We start from the raw sequence: 18,724 nt of genomic DNA, 5'->3' as shown, positions 1-18,724 counted from the left end.
CTACTATGCCAACTTGCATTAATCGTAAAAAATCCGGCAAATTGCCGGATTTTGCGGTTAATAAAGTGATAATGGATTAGTCTTCAGGAACAAATTTTTGCAAATTTGGCTTAAAATAATTTTGCCCTTTTTGGATTTTCCCATTTTCATCAAAAATAGCTTTACCGTTTTCAAATTTTGACCAGTTTGAATCATTTACTTCAACAAAAGCCGCATTAAAATCAAATCCTGCCATATAAGCAACGCCAATCGCAGTAACAACTTGATCTGCCAGTGAATCCAATACTTCTATTTTTTGTTGATGTGTTAATTGCTGTAATCTTTCAGTTTGTTGATTCTGCTTATAGCCGTCAGCTATTGTTTCAAGACGATGAGCTATTTCTGTATGCCCTAACGCATCCAACATTTCTACTATTTCCTCAAAATGGCAACCAATTTGTATGGATAAATCTCGTTGATTCGGTTTAGGTTTTGCTTCTTTAAACCAATCTAGTGTACGTTTAATTTCATTTTGATGGTTCATATCCTTCTCCTTTCACTTATAAGGAATAATAAAACGATAAAACTTATCTATTTTATTCTGTTGTTGCAACTAATTTTTATCTAATTCGGTATCTCTAAACTATAGGAATTGCGGAAATCCATCTTATACTTTACAAGGAGAATATTATGATGCAGAACTTATTCGCAGCATTACAAAATACAGTATTGGGCGTGATAGATATTACCATTATTGTGCTATTTTTTATCGTCAGTTTATTAGGAATTGCTGTGTCTTCAGCAATATGGTTTTTATCCAAATCTTTTATAAAAGCTTCTGAAAAAGAGGTAATTGATATCAAAGCGGAAAAAGTTTGGTTTGAAGGGAGGTAAAAATATACCTTACTGATAATGAGATAGGACTATAAATTGTCAGATATAATGAGAAATACTTACAGTAAAAAGTGTTGGAATTTGCCAACACTTTTTAGTTTAAATGTCTATTTCCTTTTAATCTGAGTATAGCGTTTTATGGAAAGTATTTACTCATCATCAGTAATTAAATTTTTAGATGGTTTAATCGCCAATAAATTGCAGTTTAACTGACTAATAACGTGTTCGGCTGTATTACCTAATAATACAGCAGAGAGTCCTGTACGGCCAATAGTTCCTAATACAACTAATTCAGCTCCAATATCTTGTGCAACTTTAGGAATAACCTCTTCAGGTAAGCCTTCATAAACGTGGGTATGGGCTTCATCAATACCAAAATGTTGGCGTAAAGCTTTCATATTGATTAAGTGCTGACCGCGAATGCTATTGCCATAATCTGGTACACTGAATTCCGGTAAGTCTAAAGTAATACCGACCGGAGCACTTGGATAAGCACTGACAAGATGAATATTCCCACGATCTAAACTTTGCGCCAAACTCATACTTAAACCCACCAGTTGTTTATTAAAATCATCGTGGTAAGGTTCGTCGTCAGAAACATTTACTGCAACTAAAATACGTCGTTGATGTTGCCAGTCGCCGTCCTTAACCATCAGAATCGGACAAGAAGATTTACGTAATAATTGCCAGTCAGTCGGTGTAAAAATTAATGAAGAGAGATCATCTTCTTGGTGGGTAAATTTCACCACTAAATCGTGATGATGTTTCACAATCTCTTTTTCAATTGCATCGGCTTCATTGCTTTCCCAAACTACTTCAATTTTTAGCTGGATGTTAGATAAATCATATTGAGCCAAAATACCCTGTAACCACTCTTTTTTCTCTGCAATAACGGCAGCGATCATTTCTTCACGTTCGCTGGAGGAGAGTGTAACACTAACGGCATAGGATAAATTATAAATGGCAAGAAACGCAGTGAGATTAACAGGTTGAGAACTGTTTTGCTGTTTTAGCAAATGTAAAGTACGCTCAAGAGCAACTTGCTTTTCACTTTCAGGATCAATGACCACAAGAATATTGTTGAAGTACATAAAACCTCCTTATTATGTAGTTTGTTTTATTATAAGGAGGTCATTATTGAAAGCAAGCTATTACTTGGGATTAAATCATTAAATTGCTAATCTCAATTTAACTTTAGTAGAACCAGCTAATTCAACTAACGCTGGCATATCATTGATAGTTATGTATTTACCTTGTACTGCCAACATACCACTTTTTTGGAAACGTCCGAGTAAGCGACTGATGGTTTCAACGGTTAAACCGAGATAATTGCCGATATCACCACGTGTCATTGTTAAGCGGAATTCTCTTGCGGAGAAACCTCGAGCTGAGTAACGTTTGGAAAGATTATAAATAAATGCAGCCAGTTTCTCTTCAGCATTCATCTTTGAGAGTAATAAAATCATTTCCTGATCACTTAAAATTTCATTACTCATTAGACGAATAATTTGTTGACGCAATTTCGGCATTTTACCTGCCAAGTCATCTAGCACATCAAATGGAATTTCACATACCATTGATGTTTCAAGTGCTTGAGCAAAACTAGGATGATGCATACTGTGAATAGCATCAAATCCGACTAAATCACCCGGTAAGTGGAATGATGTAATTTGTTCTTCACCGTTTTCACTGATAGTATAAGTTTTAATGGTACCTGACCGGATAGCATAGAGCGATTTTAATTCATCACCTGCTTTGAAGAGAATTTGTGATTTTTGGATAGGTTTTTTACGTTCTATGATGTTATCTAGCTGATCCAGTTCGTGTTCATTAAGCGTAAACGGAATACACAACTGGCTAATACTACAATCCTGGCAATGGATAGCACAACCACCGGATTGAATTCTGCGTCCAACGCGATTATCGATTAATCCTTTCATCTACGGATACCCCATAACTGACAACGATAGTGAAATCTACGATTTTGCTATCTGAAAAAATTTTGATCTAACGCAATAAATGGTATCATAAAACAAAATTCTTAAGAAGTATAAAATACATCTTTTGAGGTAAATATTTTATGTCTGTAGAAAAATTGACAAAAAAGAGATTAATCCAAATTTTAGTGATGTTGGTTATTTTAGTCAGTGCCTTTTTATATCGCAGTTGTCATTATCAACCACAATCAGCGAATACGGAAACAATTGAAGAAAATTCTCGATAAAGAAAATAAAAAAATAGCAGTTATTTAGAAATTAAACTGCTATTTTTTATATTTATAATTACGCGACAACAGAATTCGCTAAATATTTATCAAAATGGTATAAACCTTTATTATCTGTACCTAATAAGTTGAGTTTATCTAAAATACCGTTAAATAAAGTTTCTTCTTGATGTTGTTCAGAAACATACCATTGCAAGAAATTAAAAGAAGAGTAATCTTTTTCTTCAAAAGCTGCAGAAACTAGCTCATTAATTTTGGCAGTAATATGCTTTTCGTGTTGATATGCCAACTCAAAAACTTCTTGTAATGAAGCAAATTCATTTTGTACTGCTGCAATTGTTTCGATACGAGTGCTAGAGCCGGTTTCATTGAGGTAGGTGAATAGTTTACGCATATGTTGTAATTCTTCATCGGCGTGAGTATGTAAAAATTTTGCTGCACCATCAAAACCGTGGTAAGTACACCACGCACTCATTTGTAGATAAAGATTAGATGAATAAAACTCTAAATTCATTTGCGCATTAAGCATATTAACAATTTTTTGCGATAACATATTAAATTCTCCTGATTATAATGATGCTAACTCTTTATCGACAAAATAAAGCCCACGTTGATCTTCTCCGGCCAGATCAAACTTAGTAAGAATCCGTTTAAATAGTGTTTCTTCTTCGTGCTGTTCAGCAACATACCACTGTAGAAAATTAAAAGTAGAATAATCCTTTTCAACAAAGCTTTCGTCAACAAGCTGATTAATTTTTTGTGTAATTAACTGTTCGTGTTCAAGAACTAATGTGAATAGCTGTTTTAATGATGTAAATTCGTGTTGCGGGGCGGCAATTTCGCCTAAAATCGGCAACGCACCGGTTTCGCTGACATAAGCAAATAATTTTTGCATATGTTCTAATTCTTCGTCAGCGTGACGTAATAAAAATGCAGTAGCACCTTCATAACCGTGTTCATTGCACCACGCACTCATCTGTAAATAAAGATTGGAAGAGTAAAATTCCAAATTAATTTGTTGATTAAGTTTTTCAATCATTGCTGGTTTTAACATACTTAATTCCTCTGATAAATAATTCCGCTATAGTTTAGCGATTTGTTTAATAAAAATAAAATATTTTTTATTATTTTAGATAAACAACAAGAATAATTCTTATTTGTTAAATAATAAATTATTTCAATCAAGATTTATTCTTATTTATTAAAGCTATTTTAAATGTCTGCCGCCGGTTATTTTAATGGTTTCTCCGGTAATATATTGGCTTGAAAAGAGATATTCGACCGCTTTAATCATCTCTTCATAACCGCCTATTTTTTGCATCACTGATTTTTGCAGTGCTTTTTGTTGATATTCTGCGCTATCATTTTCATTAAACATAATTAAAGAAGGGGCAATGCTGTTCACTTTTACTAGCGGTGCATATTGTGCTGCAAAGGAGAGAGTCAAATTTTCTAATGCAGCTTTGCTGGCAGCATAAGCAAGATGTTTTTGACTTCCTTTATAAGCGACAAAATCGGTAATATGAATGATATCTGATGTAGCTTGACGTTGTTGCGCTGATGCGTGTAATAAATGAAAGAGTTGACGATTTAGTAGATAAGGCAATTCGGCGTGAATACGCATTAAAGATTGAAATAATTGACTATCCTGTAGAATATCTGCAGTGTGTTCCGCCTGCCAAGCAGAAGCATTATGAATAACAGCTTTAACTGATTTACAATGTGTTTTTATTTGTGATACGAAATGTTCAATATTATTCAGATCAGAAAAATCGGATTGCAGTTGTAATACATTTTTTGGCAATTGAGTAAGTTGATGATAAGTATGTCGATAAGAGATCACAACATTTTCCCCCTTTTGGGCGAAGTGCTGTGCTAAAACATATCCTACACGCCGGCCGGCACCGGTAATGATAATGGCATCCTTCATAAATTATTCTCTTATTTCACTTTTTTAAGTGTCGTTTATCGTATCAGAAAATTTCTTTTTTTGCTGAAATGAGATGAAGTTTATTGATTTTGGTTTGCTTTGTCTTGTTATCTTTAAATTTTGCTGTTATTGTTGCCAACTAAATTTTTCTTCTACGCCACATCAACTGGTTATAACGGCAGCACAGCAAATGACAGCAATGTCTGTTGATGCGACGAGAAGTTATCTGTTTTTTATAAGAGGAATTTATCAGGTTTAATTATGGGTAAGTCGTTAGTTATTGTGGAATCACCGGCCAAGGCTAAAACCATTAATAAATATTTAGGCAACAGTTATATTGTTAAATCAAGTGTTGGACATATTCGTGATTTGCCGACTTCCGGTAGTGGCAATGGTGAGAAAACAAAAGCAGTATCTACAAAAGGGTTAAGTTCAGACGAAAAAGCTAAAATTAAGCAAAAGAGAGAGCGAGATGCGTTAGTGAAACGTATGGGCATTGATCCTTATCATAATTGGAAAGCAAATTATCAAATTCTTCCAGATAAAGAAAAGGTTGTCAGTGAATTAAAATCTTTAGCGAAAAAATCTGATCATATTTATCTCGCGACCGATTTGGATAGAGAAGGAGAAGCGATTGCGTGGCATTTGCGTGAAGTGATTGGTGGTGAAGATGATCGTTTTAGTCGTGTTGTTTTCAATGAAATTACAAAGAATGCGATTACACAAGCGTTTAGTCATCCAGAGCAACTTAATATGGATCGTGTAAATGCACAGCAAACTCGCCGTTTTCTAGATCGTGTGGTTGGTTTTATGGTGTCCCCATTGTTATGGAAAAAAGTGGCGCGAGGTTTGTCTGCCGGTCGGGTTCAATCTGTAGCAGTAAAATTGTTGGTAGAACGTGAACGAGAAATTAAAGCTTTTCAACCGGAAGAGTATTGGCAAATTGCAGTAGAAACGAAAAATGCTGAACAACAATTATTGCCCTTTGAAGTAACGCATTATCAATCTAAACCATTACAAATAAAAGATAAACAGGGCGCAGATCAAGCAACCGAAATTTTAAAAAAATCACGTTACATTGTCACTGAAGTTGAAACAAAACCGACTCAATCACGTGCTAAAGCCCCATTCATTACCTCAACATTGCAACAAACTGCTAGTACTCGTTTAGGATTTGGGGTGAAGAAAACAATGCTGTTGGCACAACGTTTATACGAAGCCGGTTATATTACATATATGCGTACCGATTCGACTAATTTGAGTCAGGATGCGTTGATGATGGCTAGAGAATATATTTCCGATAATTTCAGTACTGCGTATTTACCAGAAAAGCCGAATTATTATTCTAGTAAAGAAAATGCACAAGAGGCACACGAAGCAATTCGTCCTTCCGATATTCGGCTAAAAGCGGATGATTTACAAGGAATGGAAAAAGATGCAATTCGTCTTTATGATTTAATTTGGCGTCAATTCTTGGCGTGCCAAATGACGGCGGCGAATTATGATTCTACAACAGTAACGGCGACAGCAGATGATTACACCTTGAAAGTTAAAGGGCGAGTATTGCGTTTTGATGGTTGGACAAAAGTATTGCCGCCAATTGGTAAAAATGCGGAAGATCGTGTTTTGCCAGAGGTGAAAAAAGGTGAAGAGTTAACACTCTTGCAAGTAATACCAAGCCAGCATTTCACTAAACCGCCAGCACGTTATACTGAAGCAGCATTAGTCAAAGAGCTGGAAAAACGGGGGATAGGTCGTCCATCAACTTATGCTTCTATTATTTCGACTATTCAGGATCGTGGTTATGTTCGCACAGAAAATCGCCGTTTTTATGCAGAAAAAATGGGAGAAATTGTTACCGATCGCCTTAATGAATCTTTCCCTGATTTAATGAATTATGATTTTACTGCCAATATGGAAGACGTATTGGATCAAATTGCAGCAGGAAAAACAGATTGGAAACAACAGCTAAATCAATTCTTTGCTGATTTCTCAACTAAACTTTCACAGGCGGAATTGGATGAATTGGAAGGGGGAATGAAACCGAATCATTTGGTTGAAACCAACATCCCTTGCCCAAGTTGCGGTCGTCCAATGGCGATTCGTACTGCTAGTACCGGCGTATTTTTAGGTTGTACCGGCTATGCTTTGTCGCCAAAAGAGCGTTGTAAAACCACAATAAATTTGATTCCAGAGTCGGAATTGTTAAATGTACTTGATGACAATTCAGAAACCAAAGCGTTAATGGAGCGTAAACGTTGCCCGAAATGCGGTACGGCAATGGACAGTTATTTAATTGATGCACACCGTAAATTACATATTTGCGGTAATAATCCGAATTGTGATGGCTATGTGGTTGAAGAAGGGCAGTTCAAAATTAAAGGGTATGATGGACCGGTCGTTGAATGTGATAAATGCGGTGCGGATATGCATTTAAAACTAGGCCGTTTCGGTAAATATATGGCGTGTACGCAATGTGATAATACTCGTAAGATCTTAAAAAACGGTGAAGTTGCACCGCCAAAAGAGGATCCAATACCGTTCCCTGAATTAAAATGTGAAAAATCGGATGCCTATTTTGTCTTGCGTGACGGTGCCAGTGGTGTCTTTATGTCGGCGCATAATTTCCCAAAATCTCGGGAAACTCGTCCGGCAAAAGTGTCGGAATTGGCACAATATCGTGATCGTTTGCCGGAAAAACTGCAGTATTTAGCCGATGCACCGCAGCAAGATCCGGAAGGTAATCCGACGGTGATTCGTTTTAGCCGTAAAGAGAAACGCCAATATGTTAACTCTGAGAAAGAGGGTAAGGCGACCAAATGGATGGCTGATTATATTGACGGCAAATGGGTGGCAAGAGCAAAATAGTTGCGTGAAATAACGGCAACAGGTTATTGCAACTGCCGAACAGTGTAATACAATAAAAGCAATTTTTTAGCATACTCCGAGCTAGTTTACCTAAGTCGTAAGATATGGTGGCTATGCCAACACAATGTGTTCAAGGATAGATGGGAAACGATCTATCCTCTCGTATTTAGAAAGGTGTCTATGCAACAACTTATCAAAATGTTTACATCATCCGAAGATCGATTGATTGACGCATTCAACCGTCAATATTTTTATCTTCGTCTTTCCATTACAGATGTCTGTAATTTCAAATGTAATTACTGTTTGCCGAATGGCTATCAGCCGCCAAGCAACAAACAGATGTTCCTGAGTGTTGATGAAATAGCGCGTCTTGTGAGTGCTTTTGCCGAATTAGGCACGGAAAAAGTGCGGATTACCGGTGGAGAGCCGACATTAAGAAAAGACTTTCTTGCAGTGGTGGAGGCGATTCGCCGTCAACAATCGATCAAGAAAATTGCTTTAACTACCAACGGTTACCGTATGGCAAAAGAGGTAGCGAGTTGGAAGCAAGCCGGCATTGATTCAATCAATGTCAGTGTGGACAGCTTAGATCCGCGTCTATTTCATCTGATTACCGGAGAGAATAAATTGCACGATATTCTCAAAGGTATCGAACGTGCGTTTGCAGTCGGTTATGAAAAAATCAAAGTAAATGCAGTATTGATGAAAAATTTAAATGATCACGGCTTTAATTCATTTTTGGCGTGGATTAAACATCAACCGATTCAAATGCGTTTTATCGAATTAATGCAAACCGGCGAAATGGATGCTTTTTTTCACCAACATCATTTATCCGGTGCGGTGTTAAAGCAACGCTTATTGGCTTCGGGCTGGCAATTACAGCAAAAACATTATACTGATGGCCCGGCACAAGTGTTCAAGCATCCGGACTATGTTGGTGAAATCGGATTAATAATGCCGTATGAAAAAGATTTTTGTGCCAGCTGTAATCGTTTAAGGGTTTCTGCAAAAGGGAAACTGCATCTTTGTCTATTTGGCGAAGAGGGCATTGATATTCGCCCTTGGTTACAAAATGATGAGGAACAGACTGAATTGCAACAACGTTTGATGGCTGCCTTGCAAGGCAAACGAGAACATCACTTTTTACATCAAGGTGATAGCGGCGTCAGACAGCATCTTGCCTCGATCGGCGGTTAATTTTGAATTTAATGGGAACAATATGAGTCAATTTACGCATATTAATCAATCCGGTGAAGCGAATATGGTGGATGTTTCTGCCAAGGCGGACACCGTACGTGAAGCACGAGCCGAAGGGTACGTGTTAATGGCAGCGGAAACATTAGCGATGATTATAGCGGGGAAACATCATAAAGGTGATGTTTTTGCGACTGCAAGGATTGCCGGTATTCAGGCAGCAAAACGGACGTGGGAGTTAATTCCGTTATGTCATCCGTTGTTATTGAGCAAAGTGGAAGTTTCACTTTTTGCCGAACCGGAACACAATCGCATTCGTATTGAAAGTTATTGCAAGTTGACCGCAAAAACCGGCGTGGAAATGGAGGCATTGACGGCGGTGTCTGTAGCGGCTTTGACCATTTATGATATGTGTAAAGCGGTGCAAAAAGATATGAAAATTGACGGTATTCGTTTATTGGAAAAACTGGGCGGTAAATCGGGTCATTTTAAAGCGGAGGTGGAATGATTAAAGTTGTCTTTTTTGCGCAAACAAGAGAGTTAATCGGCGAGTCTGCGATCGAAGTTGAAGCGAAATATGCAGATGCCGAAGCATTGCGCCAAGCGTTATCAGAAAAAGGCGAACGTTGGGCATTAGCCTTAAATTCCGGGCGCATTTTGGTAGCGGTAAATCAATCAATTGTGCCGTTATCTACGCCATTGCAAGCAGGAGATGAGGTTGCCTTTTTCCCACCGGTGACCGGAGGTTAAAATGGCGGAAATTGAAATTAGCGTGCAGACTGAGCCATTTGATCAAAATGCTATTTATCAATGGTCTTCTGCGTCTGCAGAGAGTGGGGCGACAGTCATTTTTGTCGGTAAAGTGCGGGATATGAATTTAGGTGACAATGTTTCCGGTTTATATCTTGAGCATTATCCGGCAATGACGGAAAAAGCACTCCGAGAAATTGCTGAACAGGCAGCACAACGCTGGCAATTACAACGTATTTATATTGTACATCGTATTGGTCAGTTATATACCGGTGATGAAATTGTAGCAGTGGCGGTCAGTTCTGCTCATCGTAGTAGTGCTTACCAAGCTAATGAATTTATTATGGATTTTTTAAAAACAAAAGCTCCATTTTGGAAAAAAGAAACCACAAAAGTAGGTGAACGTTGGTTGGATAGTAGAGAGTCTGATCAACAAGCAGCAGATAGATGGGAATAAATAATTATTCCCCTCATTTTTAATTAAATTTCCTCCCAAAAATCCTGATCTAACGTTTTATCGGCAAGTTGCAATAAACGAACCAAGTCATTAAATGTGGGTTGTGTTTCCATTGCCGGTAAGGCTTTCTGTAAACTCAATTTTTGATAGATCTTAAAGTACCACGCCAAAGTGCCTTCGTTTAATGGCGTTAACGAACGTTTTCCTAACCAATAAAAACCTTGTAAAGGCAACGAGATGATAAAAATAATCGTCAAAATGGTACTGGCGAACGAAGCAATATGATAACCGATGACAAAATATTGCCAGGCAAGGGTTAACAATAACAAGGGCATTAATAATTGTTGAGAAAATTTTGTCGCTTTAATAATTCTAGGTTCCGGAAAGATGATCTGTAGTTTTTTGATATGTCTGATTTCTTGCCACATTGAAGCGTAATGAATACCTTGTTTTATCATATTAAACATAAATTCATCCTATTTTTTAACTAATTTTACGCAAACAGGTTACACTTTTTTTTAAAAATTAAAAAATTTTTTATTTTATTTGCTTTAAAATTTATTTTTTGCGCATAACAGTGTATCCTATCTACATAGAATTTATCATCCTGTTTATTCAAACAGATTACTATTAATTCAACAAGATAGGTTATTTCAATGACGCAAAATCTTATTCTTATTCTTAACTGTGGAAGTTCATCATTAAAATTCGCTATTTTAAATCCTGAAAGCGGAGAAGAGAAGTTATCCGGTCTTGCCGAAGCATTCCATTTGCCTGATGCACGTATTAAATGGAAATTGCACGGTGAAAAGGGGAATGCTGAATTGGGTGCAGGTGCAGCGCATAGTGAAGCACTTGATTTTATCGTGAAACATATTTTCCCATTAGATCCGTCTTTAAAAGAAAATATCGCTGCAATCGGACATCGTATCGTACACGGTGGTGAACGTTTTACAGCATCAACTATCGTTGATGAAAGCGTTATTGAAGGTATTCGTGAGGCAATTCAATTTGCACCGTTACACAATCCTGCGCACTTAATCGGAATTGAAGAGTCTTTCAAAATGTTCCCTGAATTGAAAGATAAAAATGTAGTAGTATTTGATACGGCATTCCATCAAACTATTCCTGAAGAAGCATTCTTATATGCATTGCCATATTCAATGTATAAAGAACACGGAGTTCGCCGTTATGGTGCACACGGCACCAGCCACTATTATGTAACTAAAGAAGCAGCAAAACGTCTTAATATTGCCGAAGATAAAATTAATGTGATTACTTGCCATTTAGGTAATGGTGCATCAGTCTCTGCAATCCGTCACGGTAAATGCGTTGATACTTCAATGGGCTTAACTCCATTAGAAGGTTTAGTAATGGGAACACGTTGCGGTGATGTTGATCCGGCGGTAACTTTCTTTATGTCAAAAACATTGGGAATGAGTATGGATGAAATTGAACTTACTCTAACCAAAAAATCTGGTTTGTTGGGATTAACTGAAGTTTCCAGCGACTGTCGTTATGCAGAAGATAATTATGACAAAGAAGAAGCAGCAAAACGAGCATTGGATGTGTTCTGCTATCGTTTAGCAAAATATATCGGTAGCTATATGGTTGCTGTGGGTGAACCGATTGATGCAATCGTATTTACCGGCGGTATCGGCGAAAATTCCGCACACGTTCGTGAATTAACTTTAGCGCATTTAAAAACTTTTGGTTATAAAGTTGATAAAGAACGTAATCTTGCTGCGCGTTTTGGTAACGAAGGTGTGATTACTACTGAAGATTCACCTATTGCTATTGTAATTCCGACAAACGAAGAATTAGTGATTGCACAAGATACAGCACGTCTTTGCGTTAAATAATTGTTTTTCTGAACTGCCGATAAATTATCGGCAGTTTGTTTTTTATTCCTGAGTAAGAAGGTTATTATGTCAAGAACTATTATCCTGATTCCAATCAGTACTGGCGTTGGCTTGACCAGTGTCAGTTTAGGTTTAATCCAAGCCCTTGAACAAAAAGGTGCAAAAATCGGTTTTATGAAACCGATCTCTCAGCCTATCAGTGGTGAAGATACTTTAGATAGAACGACTTCTATTCTTTATCAAAGCCCAACTATTGATACCGCGAAAACATTTTTATTAAGCGAAGCGGAAAATATGATCGGACAAAATCAAACCGATGTATTGTTGGAAAAAATTGTTGAACGTCATCAAATTTTGGCAAGAAACAATGAAATTGTAGTAGTCGAAGGGTTAATTCCAACTCGCAAAAACTCTTATGCCAACAGTATTAATTATCGTATTGCACAAGCTTTAGATGCGGAAATTATTTTAGTTACAGCACCGGCAACCGATACTCCGGTAGAATTAAAAGAACGTGTTGAAGCGGCAGCATCCCTTTTTGGTGGTAAAAATAATCCTAACTTATTGGGTGTGGTCATTAATAAATTCAATGCACCGACAGACGAAAGTGGACGTACTCGTTTGGATTTGGCAGAGATTTTTGATTCTTTCCAACATAATGATCTTAATGTACACACTGTGTATAAACTTTTTGAAAAAAGTCCGATTCGTGTGCTTGCCTGTGTTCAGTGGAATCCAGAATTGGTTGCAAGCCGCGCAATTGACATCGCTCGCCATTTAGGCGCATCCATTTTAAAAGAGGGTGAAATTAATAAACGTCGTATTCGTGGTATTACGTTCTGTGCCAGAAGTTTACCTCACGTGATTGAACATCTTAAAGCTGGAAATTTAATGGTAACTTCTGCTGATCGCCCTGATGTAGTTGTAGCGATTGCTTTAGCGGCAATGAATGGCGTTGAAATCGGGGCAATGTTACTTACTGGTGGATACCGTTTAGATAACAATGTGGCTAAATTATGTGAACGTGCTTTTGAAACCGGATTACCAATTTTCCGTGTTGAAGGTACAACTTGGCAAACTGCATTAAGTTTACAGAGTTTCAACCTTGAAGTGCCGACTGATGATAAAGAACGTATCGAAGCCATCAAAGATTATATGGCACAACAGTTCAATAAAGAGTTAATTGAGTCTTTAGTGGAAACCACGTCCAAAGTTCATCGTTTATCACCACCGGCATTCCGTTTCCAATTAACCGAATTAGCGCGTAATGCGAAAAAACGTATTGTATTGCCTGAAGGGGATGAACCTCGCACCGTTAAAGCTGCAGCACTTTGTGCGGAACGTGGCATTGCGGAATGTGTGTTGTTGGCAGATCCGACCTCTGTTGCACGTGTTGCCGAAGCACAAGGCGTACAGCTTGGTAAAGGTATTACCATTATTAATCCTGCCGATGTGCGTGAAAATTATGTAGCTCGTTTAGTAGAGTTGCGTAAAAACAAAGGTATGACAGAAGTCTTGGCGCGTGAACAGCTCGAAGATACCGTTGTGCTTGGTACAATGATGCTTGAAGCAAATGAAGTTGACGGCTTAGTTTCAGGAGCGGTACATACTACTGCGAATACTATTCGTCCACCACTTCAATTAATTAAAACTGCGCCGGGTAGTTCATTAGTTTCTTCTGTGTTCTTTATGTTATTGCCGGATCAAGTACTTGTTTATGGGGATTGTGCAATTAACCCTAATCCAACCGCAGAAGAGTTATCTGAAATTGCGATTCAATCAGCAGATTCTGCGAAAGCGTTTGGTATTGAACCTCGTGTTGCAATGATCTCTTATTCAACTGGTACTTCTGGTAAAGGTGCAGATGTTGATAAAGTGAAAGAAGCGACTCGTTTAGCGAAAGAGAAACGTCCAGATCTTATCATTGACGGCCCATTACAATATGATGCCGCTGTGATGGAAGATGTGGCACGTTCTAAAGCACCAAATTCACCGGTGGCAGGTAAAGCGACTGTATTTATCTTCCCTGATTTGAATACAGGTAATACCACTTATAAAGCAGTGCAACGTTCAGCAGATTTAATTTCTATTGGACCGATGCTTCAAGGTATGCGTAAACCGGTTAATGATTTATCCCGCGGTGCATTAGTGGATGATATTGTTTACACCATTGCCTTAACCGCAATTCAAGCAACCCAAAACTAATCATTCATTATCTTTTATTATTAAAAGAAATCAGCTGGCGTAAATCGTTGGCTGATTTTTTTATTTTCTGAATTATTTTGATGGTCTTTTTTTATACTGCTATTTTTCTCAATTTTCATTTTTGAAACCTATCTTATCTATATTAATAAATAGTTTGTAAAAAATTGTAAAATAATACGCAATCGATTGCGTTTTTTTTTTTAGACTAGGGAAGTTTTTTCAAAAAATTTTAATATGAAATTATCAGATATAGTGTTTTCATATTAAATGAATGTGTATTTGATGATAACTCATAGTGAGTTGATATTGGATTTTTTGATAAACATACCCATTGCTAGAGAAAAACTTATCAACCTATTTAGCTGTATTGAGTTTGATATTTAGATAGTGATGTTTTTGTGCACTATTTGATAGTGTGAGTCTTATTTATAACCTTTAAGGATAAATTATGAGAAAATCAATTAAATTTTCTTTACTTGCATTATGTATAAGTAATGTTATCGCAGTGAATACAGTGTTTGCTGCAGAACAAAATCAGGAAAAATCACCTTCTCCTACCCTGTCTAAGCAACAACTTATTGCTGAAATTAATCAATTAAATAAGGAGATTTCAGCGAAAGAGAAGACAGCAGTAGAATTAAATAATCAAATAAAAGATTTGAAAAGTAAAATTACCAAGGCCAAACAGGACTTACAATCAAAAATAAAGGAGCGTGATGCTTTAACTAATAGTTTACAAGCTAGCAGTAAAGAAAAAGCACAGCTGGAAGAACAAATTAAATCTTTAACTGCTCAGTTGGCGGATTTACAAAAGAAAATTGATCCAAAAGTAGTGGAGTTAGTAAAACAAAAAAATACAGCAGAAACTCAGTTAAAAAAAGTGAATGCTGATGTGAGTAGTAAAACAAACCAATTAAGTCAATTAACTGACCAAATTAAACAATCGACAACGAAAGTTGAACAACTCAAAGCACAAATCAAACCATTAGAAACCCAAATAAGTGGTTTAAATTCTCAAGTTAAACAACAACAAGATAAACTCACTAAAATTGCAGCAGAGCGAAAAGCAGTAACAACGAAGATTGCAGAATATACTAAAAATCAAGAGTGGGTGAAACAATATGAATTAGATAGTGATGGAATAAGATGGCGTGATATCTATTTTAATTCTATTAATAACCCATTTTCAAAATCAAACTTTGCTGAGGTTTCTAATGAGTACAAGCCCATGGATGAACATATTGAGGTAATTACTGATGAATTAGGAAAGTCAAAAATGTTTCGAGTTAATACGCCAACTTTACATCTTTCCCAATATAAACCAAATCCTAACAAAATTAATGAAGTTCTGATTAGTTCTGAACAACCAGAGAATAAAGGAAAAGCAGTTGGAAAAGTCTTTTTTGTTAATCAAAATTTCTCTTCTTATGCTGCTTGGCAACCTAGGGCTAGGATAGCAGAGATCCGCCCCATTCAATCATTAGATCCTTTTAATGTGAATACCTTATATGTTGCTCGTACTGATTATAAAAAAGGCGTTGATATTGAATTGCAAGCACAACAGCGTTATGAAGCAGTGAAAGCTAAAACGCCGCAGATTACATATCGTGGATATATGTTGAATGCTGGTGGTAAATCTGGCGATATTACATTAACTGCCGATTTAGATAAAAATCTAGTAGAAGGCAGAATTACAAACAGAACCGTAAATCCAGCACAGGATGGTCGAGATTTATTATTAAAAAATGGTCAAATCTCTGTAGATTATAGAGGGATTACTTTTAAAGGTGGGCCTATCATTTCTGTAGAAAATAATTCAGATAATCAGCCATTTGAGGGGGGGGTGGATTTACTGGGATTTTTGCTGGTAAAAATATGGAAGAAGTCGTAGGTAAAATATCTCATTTGCCAGATGAAGCATATTCAGTATTTGGTGGTACACGGGTAACAAAATAAATAAGGAACAACTTATGAAACAGAAAACATTTTTCCAATTAAGTACAATTACTTTAGCATGTGCAGCATTAATGGCGTGTAGTTCATCTTCCAGTGATTCTCCGGCTAAACCAAGTTCAGAAGCACAATTACAGCAACAGTTAGATAATGCTAAAACAAAATTAGCCAAAGTAAAACAGCAATTATCCGTAGCTCAAGCAGATGTTAATCAACATCAACAATCATTAACTCAAACCTCCCAACAATTAACTCAAACTAAACAGCAATTAACTAAAGCGCAAAGTGATGTTAAACAGCTTGCGGATACAGTGAGCGCTAAAAAGGCAGAAGTAAGCCGTTTAACTCAAGAAATGGCGGAATTGGTAGAGGTACAAAAATTAGGAAACAGTAATGATATTCAGCAAAAACTTTCGCAAACCCAACAAGCATTGGTGAAAGCGAACAGTTCTTTATCTGAAGCCCAAAACCAATTAACTAATGCCGAAAAGCAGTCAGCTTCCCTGAAGGGGACTGTTGCTGAGTTAGAGAGTAAAAAGAAATCGTTATCTACGCAAATTACCCAAAAACAGACACAGTTAAGCCAATTAACCGCACAAGTAAAAGCGGCAGAACAAACATTAGATAAAGAAAAATCTCAACTTAAACAACTGACCCCAGATAATCCTATTGTTGAGGCACACACTGAAGAGAATTATATGGGAGATAGATATAAATGGCGTAGTATTAAATTTATCGGTGGTGGTATAGATCAAGGTTCAATAGTAAAAAATATAACTTCAAAAGATTATTCTGTCATGTCATATCTCCTTGTACCTGATCCAGCTGATCCAACTGGTACAGGTATAAAAATGGAATTTCGTGACCTTGCCGATATTGATTTTTCTCAATATCCAGTAAATCCGCAACAAATTCAAAGCCAAGAGCAGTTTGCACAAACATGTGCTTCTAAAGTCGCTTGTAATCCAACGGTTAATCGTAAAATTGCGGAAGTACGTTTTGTTAACCAAACCTACTCTACTTATTTTATATATAGTGATATGGAGTATCGTTATTACGATGGTAAATATTATCCTGACGCTTCAAGTATGGGATATATATTTAAAGAATTACCGCAGGATAATAATGTATGGGCTAGACCATCTGACCAAGCGATTGTTACTTACCAAGGTAGAACTCTTAGTTATGTAGATAAGAACACTCTAGCGCAAGGTGATATAACGTTAAAGGCTAATTTTGCGGACAATACGGTGTCTGGCACAGTAACTAATCGTCGTGGTTATAAGAATAATCAGGATATAGTCTTACTAACAACACCAATATTACAACCTGGAATAGGTAAGATAGGCTTTGCGGGTCAAATACAGTATGGTTCATATGATCAGAATAGGGAGGCAGATGGTTCGTATGACGGTATTTTTGTTGGCCCGAAAGCTGAAGAGGTAGTAGGGACTATTTTTTCAGGTGTTGATGGTCATCGAATATTTGGTGCTTCATCTCAATAATCCTTTTACATTCCCTGCTAGGCTTATGCTTAGCAGGGCTTTTTATTGTTTAGATTGAGAACGATTTATTATGCCTAATTTAGTAAAAAAAACAGCAAAGTTTGCCTTTTCTCCTATAGTAGTAGGGTTATTTCCGTTTGTTTTTATAACAAATAGTTTAGCTGCTCCTGTTACTTCCCCGACAACCGTTATTGATGTTAAGACTGAGCCAAAAGAATATATTAATGTGGCACAACCGGATTTACGTTCTACGCCAAAAGTGCAACCAAAAGAGACAGCTACGAAACAAGATGACAGCCGTGAAATTACAGATGAAGAATTGCAACAACGCCCTGAACTTGCACGTCAGTTGTTAAATTATGTTATTGATACACAACGTTGGCATTTATTGCCTGATCTTTTAGAGATTTATAAGAAAACTCGTGATCCTGATCCTATTCTCATTGATTATGCTCAAGCGACACTTTATCGTGTACAAGGTAATTTAACAGGAGCCATTAGTTTATATCGCCATATTTTGGCAGAAAATCCAAACTTTGGACCTGTTCGTTTCGCATTAGCACAAGCCTTATTCGAGGATTATCAAACAGAAGCAGCAGAAGATCAATTTAATAAATACGAGCAAGCTCAAACCTTCCGCCAGAGATTATGGCTGTTTCTGAGCAATATTTAATGGCAATTAAGCAACAGTCAGCGTGGTCGTTTAGTGGCTCTTTATCTTATTTACAAGATGATAATGTGAATAATGCAGCAAAAGATAAAGTGGTTTATATTGGTAATGTACCTTTCCAAAAAAGTGAAGAATCTTTGCCACAATCAGCCCATGGTTTGCAATATAGTATCAATTTGAGCAAAAAATTTAATTTAATTGGTCGCCATTCGCTTTATTTAGAATGTAGTGGT

Annotated in this window: 20 protein-coding genes and 1 riboswitch; of the genes, 13 read left to right on the top strand and 7 right to left on the bottom strand. The window is 36.9% G+C overall.

Translation table 11 applies throughout. The annotated features are described in order from the left end of the window. Positions 1 to 76: 76 nt before the first annotated feature. On the bottom strand, positions 77 to 523 hold the full coding sequence (locus tag QV04_RS07865; RefSeq protein ID WP_065231336.1) for a nucleoside triphosphate pyrophosphohydrolase family protein: 447 nt from the start codon (positions 521 to 523) through the stop codon (positions 77 to 79). Positions 524 to 669: 146 nt separating this feature from the next. Here QV04_RS07865 and QV04_RS07860 point away from each other — a divergent pair, with 146 nt between their 5' ends. Further along, on the top strand, positions 670 to 873 hold the full coding sequence (locus QV04_RS07860; RefSeq protein WP_039171500.1) for a hypothetical protein: 204 nt from the start codon (positions 670 to 672) through the stop codon (positions 871 to 873). A gap of 149 nt (positions 874 to 1,022) precedes the next feature. Here QV04_RS07860 and uspE read toward each other — a convergent pair whose 3' ends face one another. Together uspE and QV04_RS07850 are read right to left on the bottom strand one after the other, a co-directional pair. Next, positions 1,023 to 1,964: a universal stress protein UspE gene (uspE, locus tag QV04_RS07855; protein WP_065231335.1), complete on the bottom strand. Its 942-nt coding sequence runs from the start codon at positions 1,962 to 1,964 to the stop codon at positions 1,023 to 1,025. A 78-nt stretch (positions 1,965 to 2,042) separates the two neighbouring features. Next, on the bottom strand, positions 2,043 to 2,813 hold the full coding sequence (locus tag QV04_RS07850) for an FNR family transcription factor (RefSeq protein WP_013747225.1): 771 nt from the start codon (positions 2,811 to 2,813) through the stop codon (positions 2,043 to 2,045). 140 nt (positions 2,814 to 2,953) lie between these two features. Between QV04_RS07850 and QV04_RS11650 the strand changes: the two genes are divergently transcribed. Next, a complete protein-coding gene (locus QV04_RS11650) occupies positions 2,954 to 3,097 on the top strand; it encodes a hypothetical protein (RefSeq protein ID WP_167332833.1) in 144 nt (47 codons plus the stop codon). 58 nt (positions 3,098 to 3,155) lie between these two features. Here QV04_RS11650 and ftnA (QV04_RS07845) read toward each other — a convergent pair whose 3' ends face one another. From ftnA (QV04_RS07845) to folM, 3 genes are all read right to left on the bottom strand, one after another. Next, positions 3,156 to 3,650, bottom strand: coding sequence for a non-heme ferritin (gene ftnA, locus QV04_RS07845; RefSeq protein ID WP_039171509.1), 495 nt, complete (start codon positions 3,648 to 3,650; stop codon positions 3,156 to 3,158). A 15-nt stretch (positions 3,651 to 3,665) separates the two neighbouring features. Beyond that, positions 3,666 to 4,151 (bottom strand): non-heme ferritin, encoded by a 486-nt coding sequence (ftnA, locus tag QV04_RS07840; protein ID WP_065231334.1) that lies wholly within the window; start codon positions 4,149 to 4,151, stop codon positions 3,666 to 3,668. A gap of 153 nt (positions 4,152 to 4,304) precedes the next feature. Beyond that, on the bottom strand, positions 4,305 to 5,027 hold the full coding sequence (gene folM, locus QV04_RS07835; RefSeq protein ID WP_065231333.1) for a dihydromonapterin reductase: 723 nt from the start codon (positions 5,025 to 5,027) through the stop codon (positions 4,305 to 4,307). A 261-nt stretch (positions 5,028 to 5,288) separates the two neighbouring features. Between folM and topA the strand changes: the two genes are divergently transcribed. From topA to moaE, 5 genes are all read left to right on the top strand, one after another. Continuing rightward, on the top strand, positions 5,289 to 7,895 hold the full coding sequence (gene topA, locus QV04_RS07830) for a type I DNA topoisomerase (RefSeq protein ID WP_065231332.1): 2,607 nt from the start codon (positions 5,289 to 5,291) through the stop codon (positions 7,893 to 7,895). Positions 7,896 to 7,957: 62 nt separating this feature from the next. Then, a riboswitch (molybdenum cofactor riboswitch) is annotated at positions 7,958 to 8,088 on the top strand. Next, on the top strand, positions 8,076 to 9,092 hold the full coding sequence (gene moaA, locus QV04_RS07825) for a GTP 3',8-cyclase MoaA (protein WP_065231331.1): 1,017 nt from the start codon (positions 8,076 to 8,078) through the stop codon (positions 9,090 to 9,092). (Overlaps the previous riboswitch by 13 nt.) A gap of 22 nt (positions 9,093 to 9,114) precedes the next feature. Beyond that, complete coding sequence (gene moaC / locus QV04_RS07820) at positions 9,115 to 9,597, top strand: cyclic pyranopterin monophosphate synthase MoaC (RefSeq protein ID WP_065231330.1); 483 nt, start codon at positions 9,115 to 9,117, stop codon at positions 9,595 to 9,597. Continuing rightward, complete coding sequence (gene moaD / locus QV04_RS07815) at positions 9,594 to 9,839, top strand: molybdopterin synthase sulfur carrier subunit (RefSeq protein ID WP_013747233.1); 246 nt, start codon at positions 9,594 to 9,596, stop codon at positions 9,837 to 9,839. The genes moaC and moaD overlap by 4 nt, the downstream gene beginning before the upstream one ends. Before the next feature lies 1 nt (position 9,840). Continuing rightward, positions 9,841 to 10,296 (top strand): molybdopterin synthase catalytic subunit MoaE, encoded by a 456-nt coding sequence (moaE, locus tag QV04_RS07810; protein WP_065231329.1) that lies wholly within the window; start codon positions 9,841 to 9,843, stop codon positions 10,294 to 10,296. Positions 10,297 to 10,319: 23 nt separating this feature from the next. On the opposite strand, the gene yfbV is transcribed toward moaE, so the two are convergent. Next, the gene (yfbV, locus tag QV04_RS07805; protein WP_065231328.1) at positions 10,320 to 10,763 is read right to left on the bottom strand and encodes a terminus macrodomain insulation protein YfbV; all 444 of its coding nucleotides are present in this window, start codon (positions 10,761 to 10,763) and stop codon (positions 10,320 to 10,322) included. A 189-nt stretch (positions 10,764 to 10,952) separates the two neighbouring features. Between yfbV and QV04_RS07800 the strand changes: the two genes are divergently transcribed. From QV04_RS07800 to QV04_RS07775, 6 genes are all read left to right on the top strand, one after another. Next, positions 10,953 to 12,158: an acetate kinase gene (locus QV04_RS07800; RefSeq protein ID WP_065233363.1), complete on the top strand. Its 1,206-nt coding sequence runs from the start codon at positions 10,953 to 10,955 to the stop codon at positions 12,156 to 12,158. Between the two features lie 66 nt (positions 12,159 to 12,224). After that, the gene (gene pta / locus QV04_RS07795) at positions 12,225 to 14,363 is read left to right on the top strand and encodes a phosphate acetyltransferase (protein WP_065231326.1); all 2,139 of its coding nucleotides are present in this window, start codon (positions 12,225 to 12,227) and stop codon (positions 14,361 to 14,363) included. A 448-nt stretch (positions 14,364 to 14,811) separates the two neighbouring features. Next, positions 14,812 to 16,254, top strand: coding sequence for a hypothetical protein (locus QV04_RS07790; protein WP_065233362.1), 1,443 nt, complete (start codon positions 14,812 to 14,814; stop codon positions 16,252 to 16,254). A gap of 79 nt (positions 16,255 to 16,333) precedes the next feature. Further along, positions 16,334 to 17,821, top strand: coding sequence for a factor H binding protein domain-containing protein (locus tag QV04_RS07785; protein WP_065231324.1), 1,488 nt, complete (start codon positions 16,334 to 16,336; stop codon positions 17,819 to 17,821). A gap of 70 nt (positions 17,822 to 17,891) precedes the next feature. Further along, entirely contained in the window at positions 17,892 to 18,494 is a 603-nt protein-coding gene (locus tag QV04_RS07780; RefSeq protein WP_065231323.1) for a tetratricopeptide repeat protein, read from the top strand. Then, a partial coding sequence (locus QV04_RS07775) for a surface lipoprotein assembly modifier (RefSeq protein WP_197494814.1) occupies positions 18,494 to 18,724 on the top strand: 231 nt, incomplete at its 3' end. The genes QV04_RS07780 and QV04_RS07775, both read left to right, overlap by 1 nt.

This window comes from Gallibacterium genomosp. 1, from assembly GCF_001678575.1.
GTDB lineage: Bacteria > Pseudomonadota > Gammaproteobacteria > Enterobacterales > Pasteurellaceae > Gallibacterium.
Note: the sequence above shows the minus strand (reverse complement) of the source record. Positions and strands in the feature narration are given on the sequence as shown.

What these genes read in the sequence shown, in the direction of transcription:
- pta (WP_065231326.1), top strand. Translation starts at nt 12,225, where the DNA reads ATGTCAAGAACTATTATCCTGATTCCAATCAGTACTGGCGTTGGCTTG.
- QV04_RS07850 (WP_013747225.1), bottom strand. Translation starts at nt 2,813, where the DNA reads ATGAAAGGATTAATCGATAATCGCGTTGGACGCAGAATTCAATCCGGT.
- QV04_RS07800 (WP_065233363.1), top strand. Translation starts at nt 10,953, where the DNA reads ATGACGCAAAATCTTATTCTTATTCTTAACTGTGGAAGTTCATCATTA.
- moaE (WP_065231329.1), top strand. Translation starts at nt 9,841, where the DNA reads ATGGCGGAAATTGAAATTAGCGTGCAGACTGAGCCATTTGATCAAAAT.
- QV04_RS07785 (WP_065231324.1), top strand. Translation starts at nt 16,334, where the DNA reads ATGAAACAGAAAACATTTTTCCAATTAAGTACAATTACTTTAGCATGT.
- QV04_RS07790 (WP_065233362.1), top strand. Translation starts at nt 14,812, where the DNA reads ATGAGAAAATCAATTAAATTTTCTTTACTTGCATTATGTATAAGTAAT.
- QV04_RS07780 (WP_065231323.1), top strand. Translation starts at nt 17,892, where the DNA reads ATGCCTAATTTAGTAAAAAAAACAGCAAAGTTTGCCTTTTCTCCTATA.
- QV04_RS11650 (WP_167332833.1), top strand. Translation starts at nt 2,954, where the DNA reads ATGTCTGTAGAAAAATTGACAAAAAAGAGATTAATCCAAATTTTAGTG.
- moaD (WP_013747233.1), top strand. Translation starts at nt 9,594, where the DNA reads ATGATTAAAGTTGTCTTTTTTGCGCAAACAAGAGAGTTAATCGGCGAG.
- topA (WP_065231332.1), top strand. Translation starts at nt 5,289, where the DNA reads ATGGGTAAGTCGTTAGTTATTGTGGAATCACCGGCCAAGGCTAAAACC.
- moaA (WP_065231331.1), top strand. Translation starts at nt 8,076, where the DNA reads ATGCAACAACTTATCAAAATGTTTACATCATCCGAAGATCGATTGATT.
- QV04_RS07865 (WP_065231336.1), bottom strand. Translation starts at nt 523, where the DNA reads ATGAACCATCAAAATGAAATTAAACGTACACTAGATTGGTTTAAAGAA.
- ftnA (WP_039171509.1), bottom strand. Translation starts at nt 3,650, where the DNA reads ATGTTATCGCAAAAAATTGTTAATATGCTTAATGCGCAAATGAATTTA.
- moaC (WP_065231330.1), top strand. Translation starts at nt 9,115, where the DNA reads ATGAGTCAATTTACGCATATTAATCAATCCGGTGAAGCGAATATGGTG.
- QV04_RS07860 (WP_039171500.1), top strand. Translation starts at nt 670, where the DNA reads ATGATGCAGAACTTATTCGCAGCATTACAAAATACAGTATTGGGCGTG.
- ftnA (WP_065231334.1), bottom strand. Translation starts at nt 4,151, where the DNA reads ATGTTAAAACCAGCAATGATTGAAAAACTTAATCAACAAATTAATTTG.
- folM (WP_065231333.1), bottom strand. Translation starts at nt 5,027, where the DNA reads ATGAAGGATGCCATTATCATTACCGGTGCCGGCCGGCGTGTAGGATAT.
- yfbV (WP_065231328.1), bottom strand. Translation starts at nt 10,763, where the DNA reads ATGTTTAATATGATAAAACAAGGTATTCATTACGCTTCAATGTGGCAA.
- uspE (WP_065231335.1), bottom strand. Translation starts at nt 1,964, where the DNA reads ATGTACTTCAACAATATTCTTGTGGTCATTGATCCTGAAAGTGAAAAG.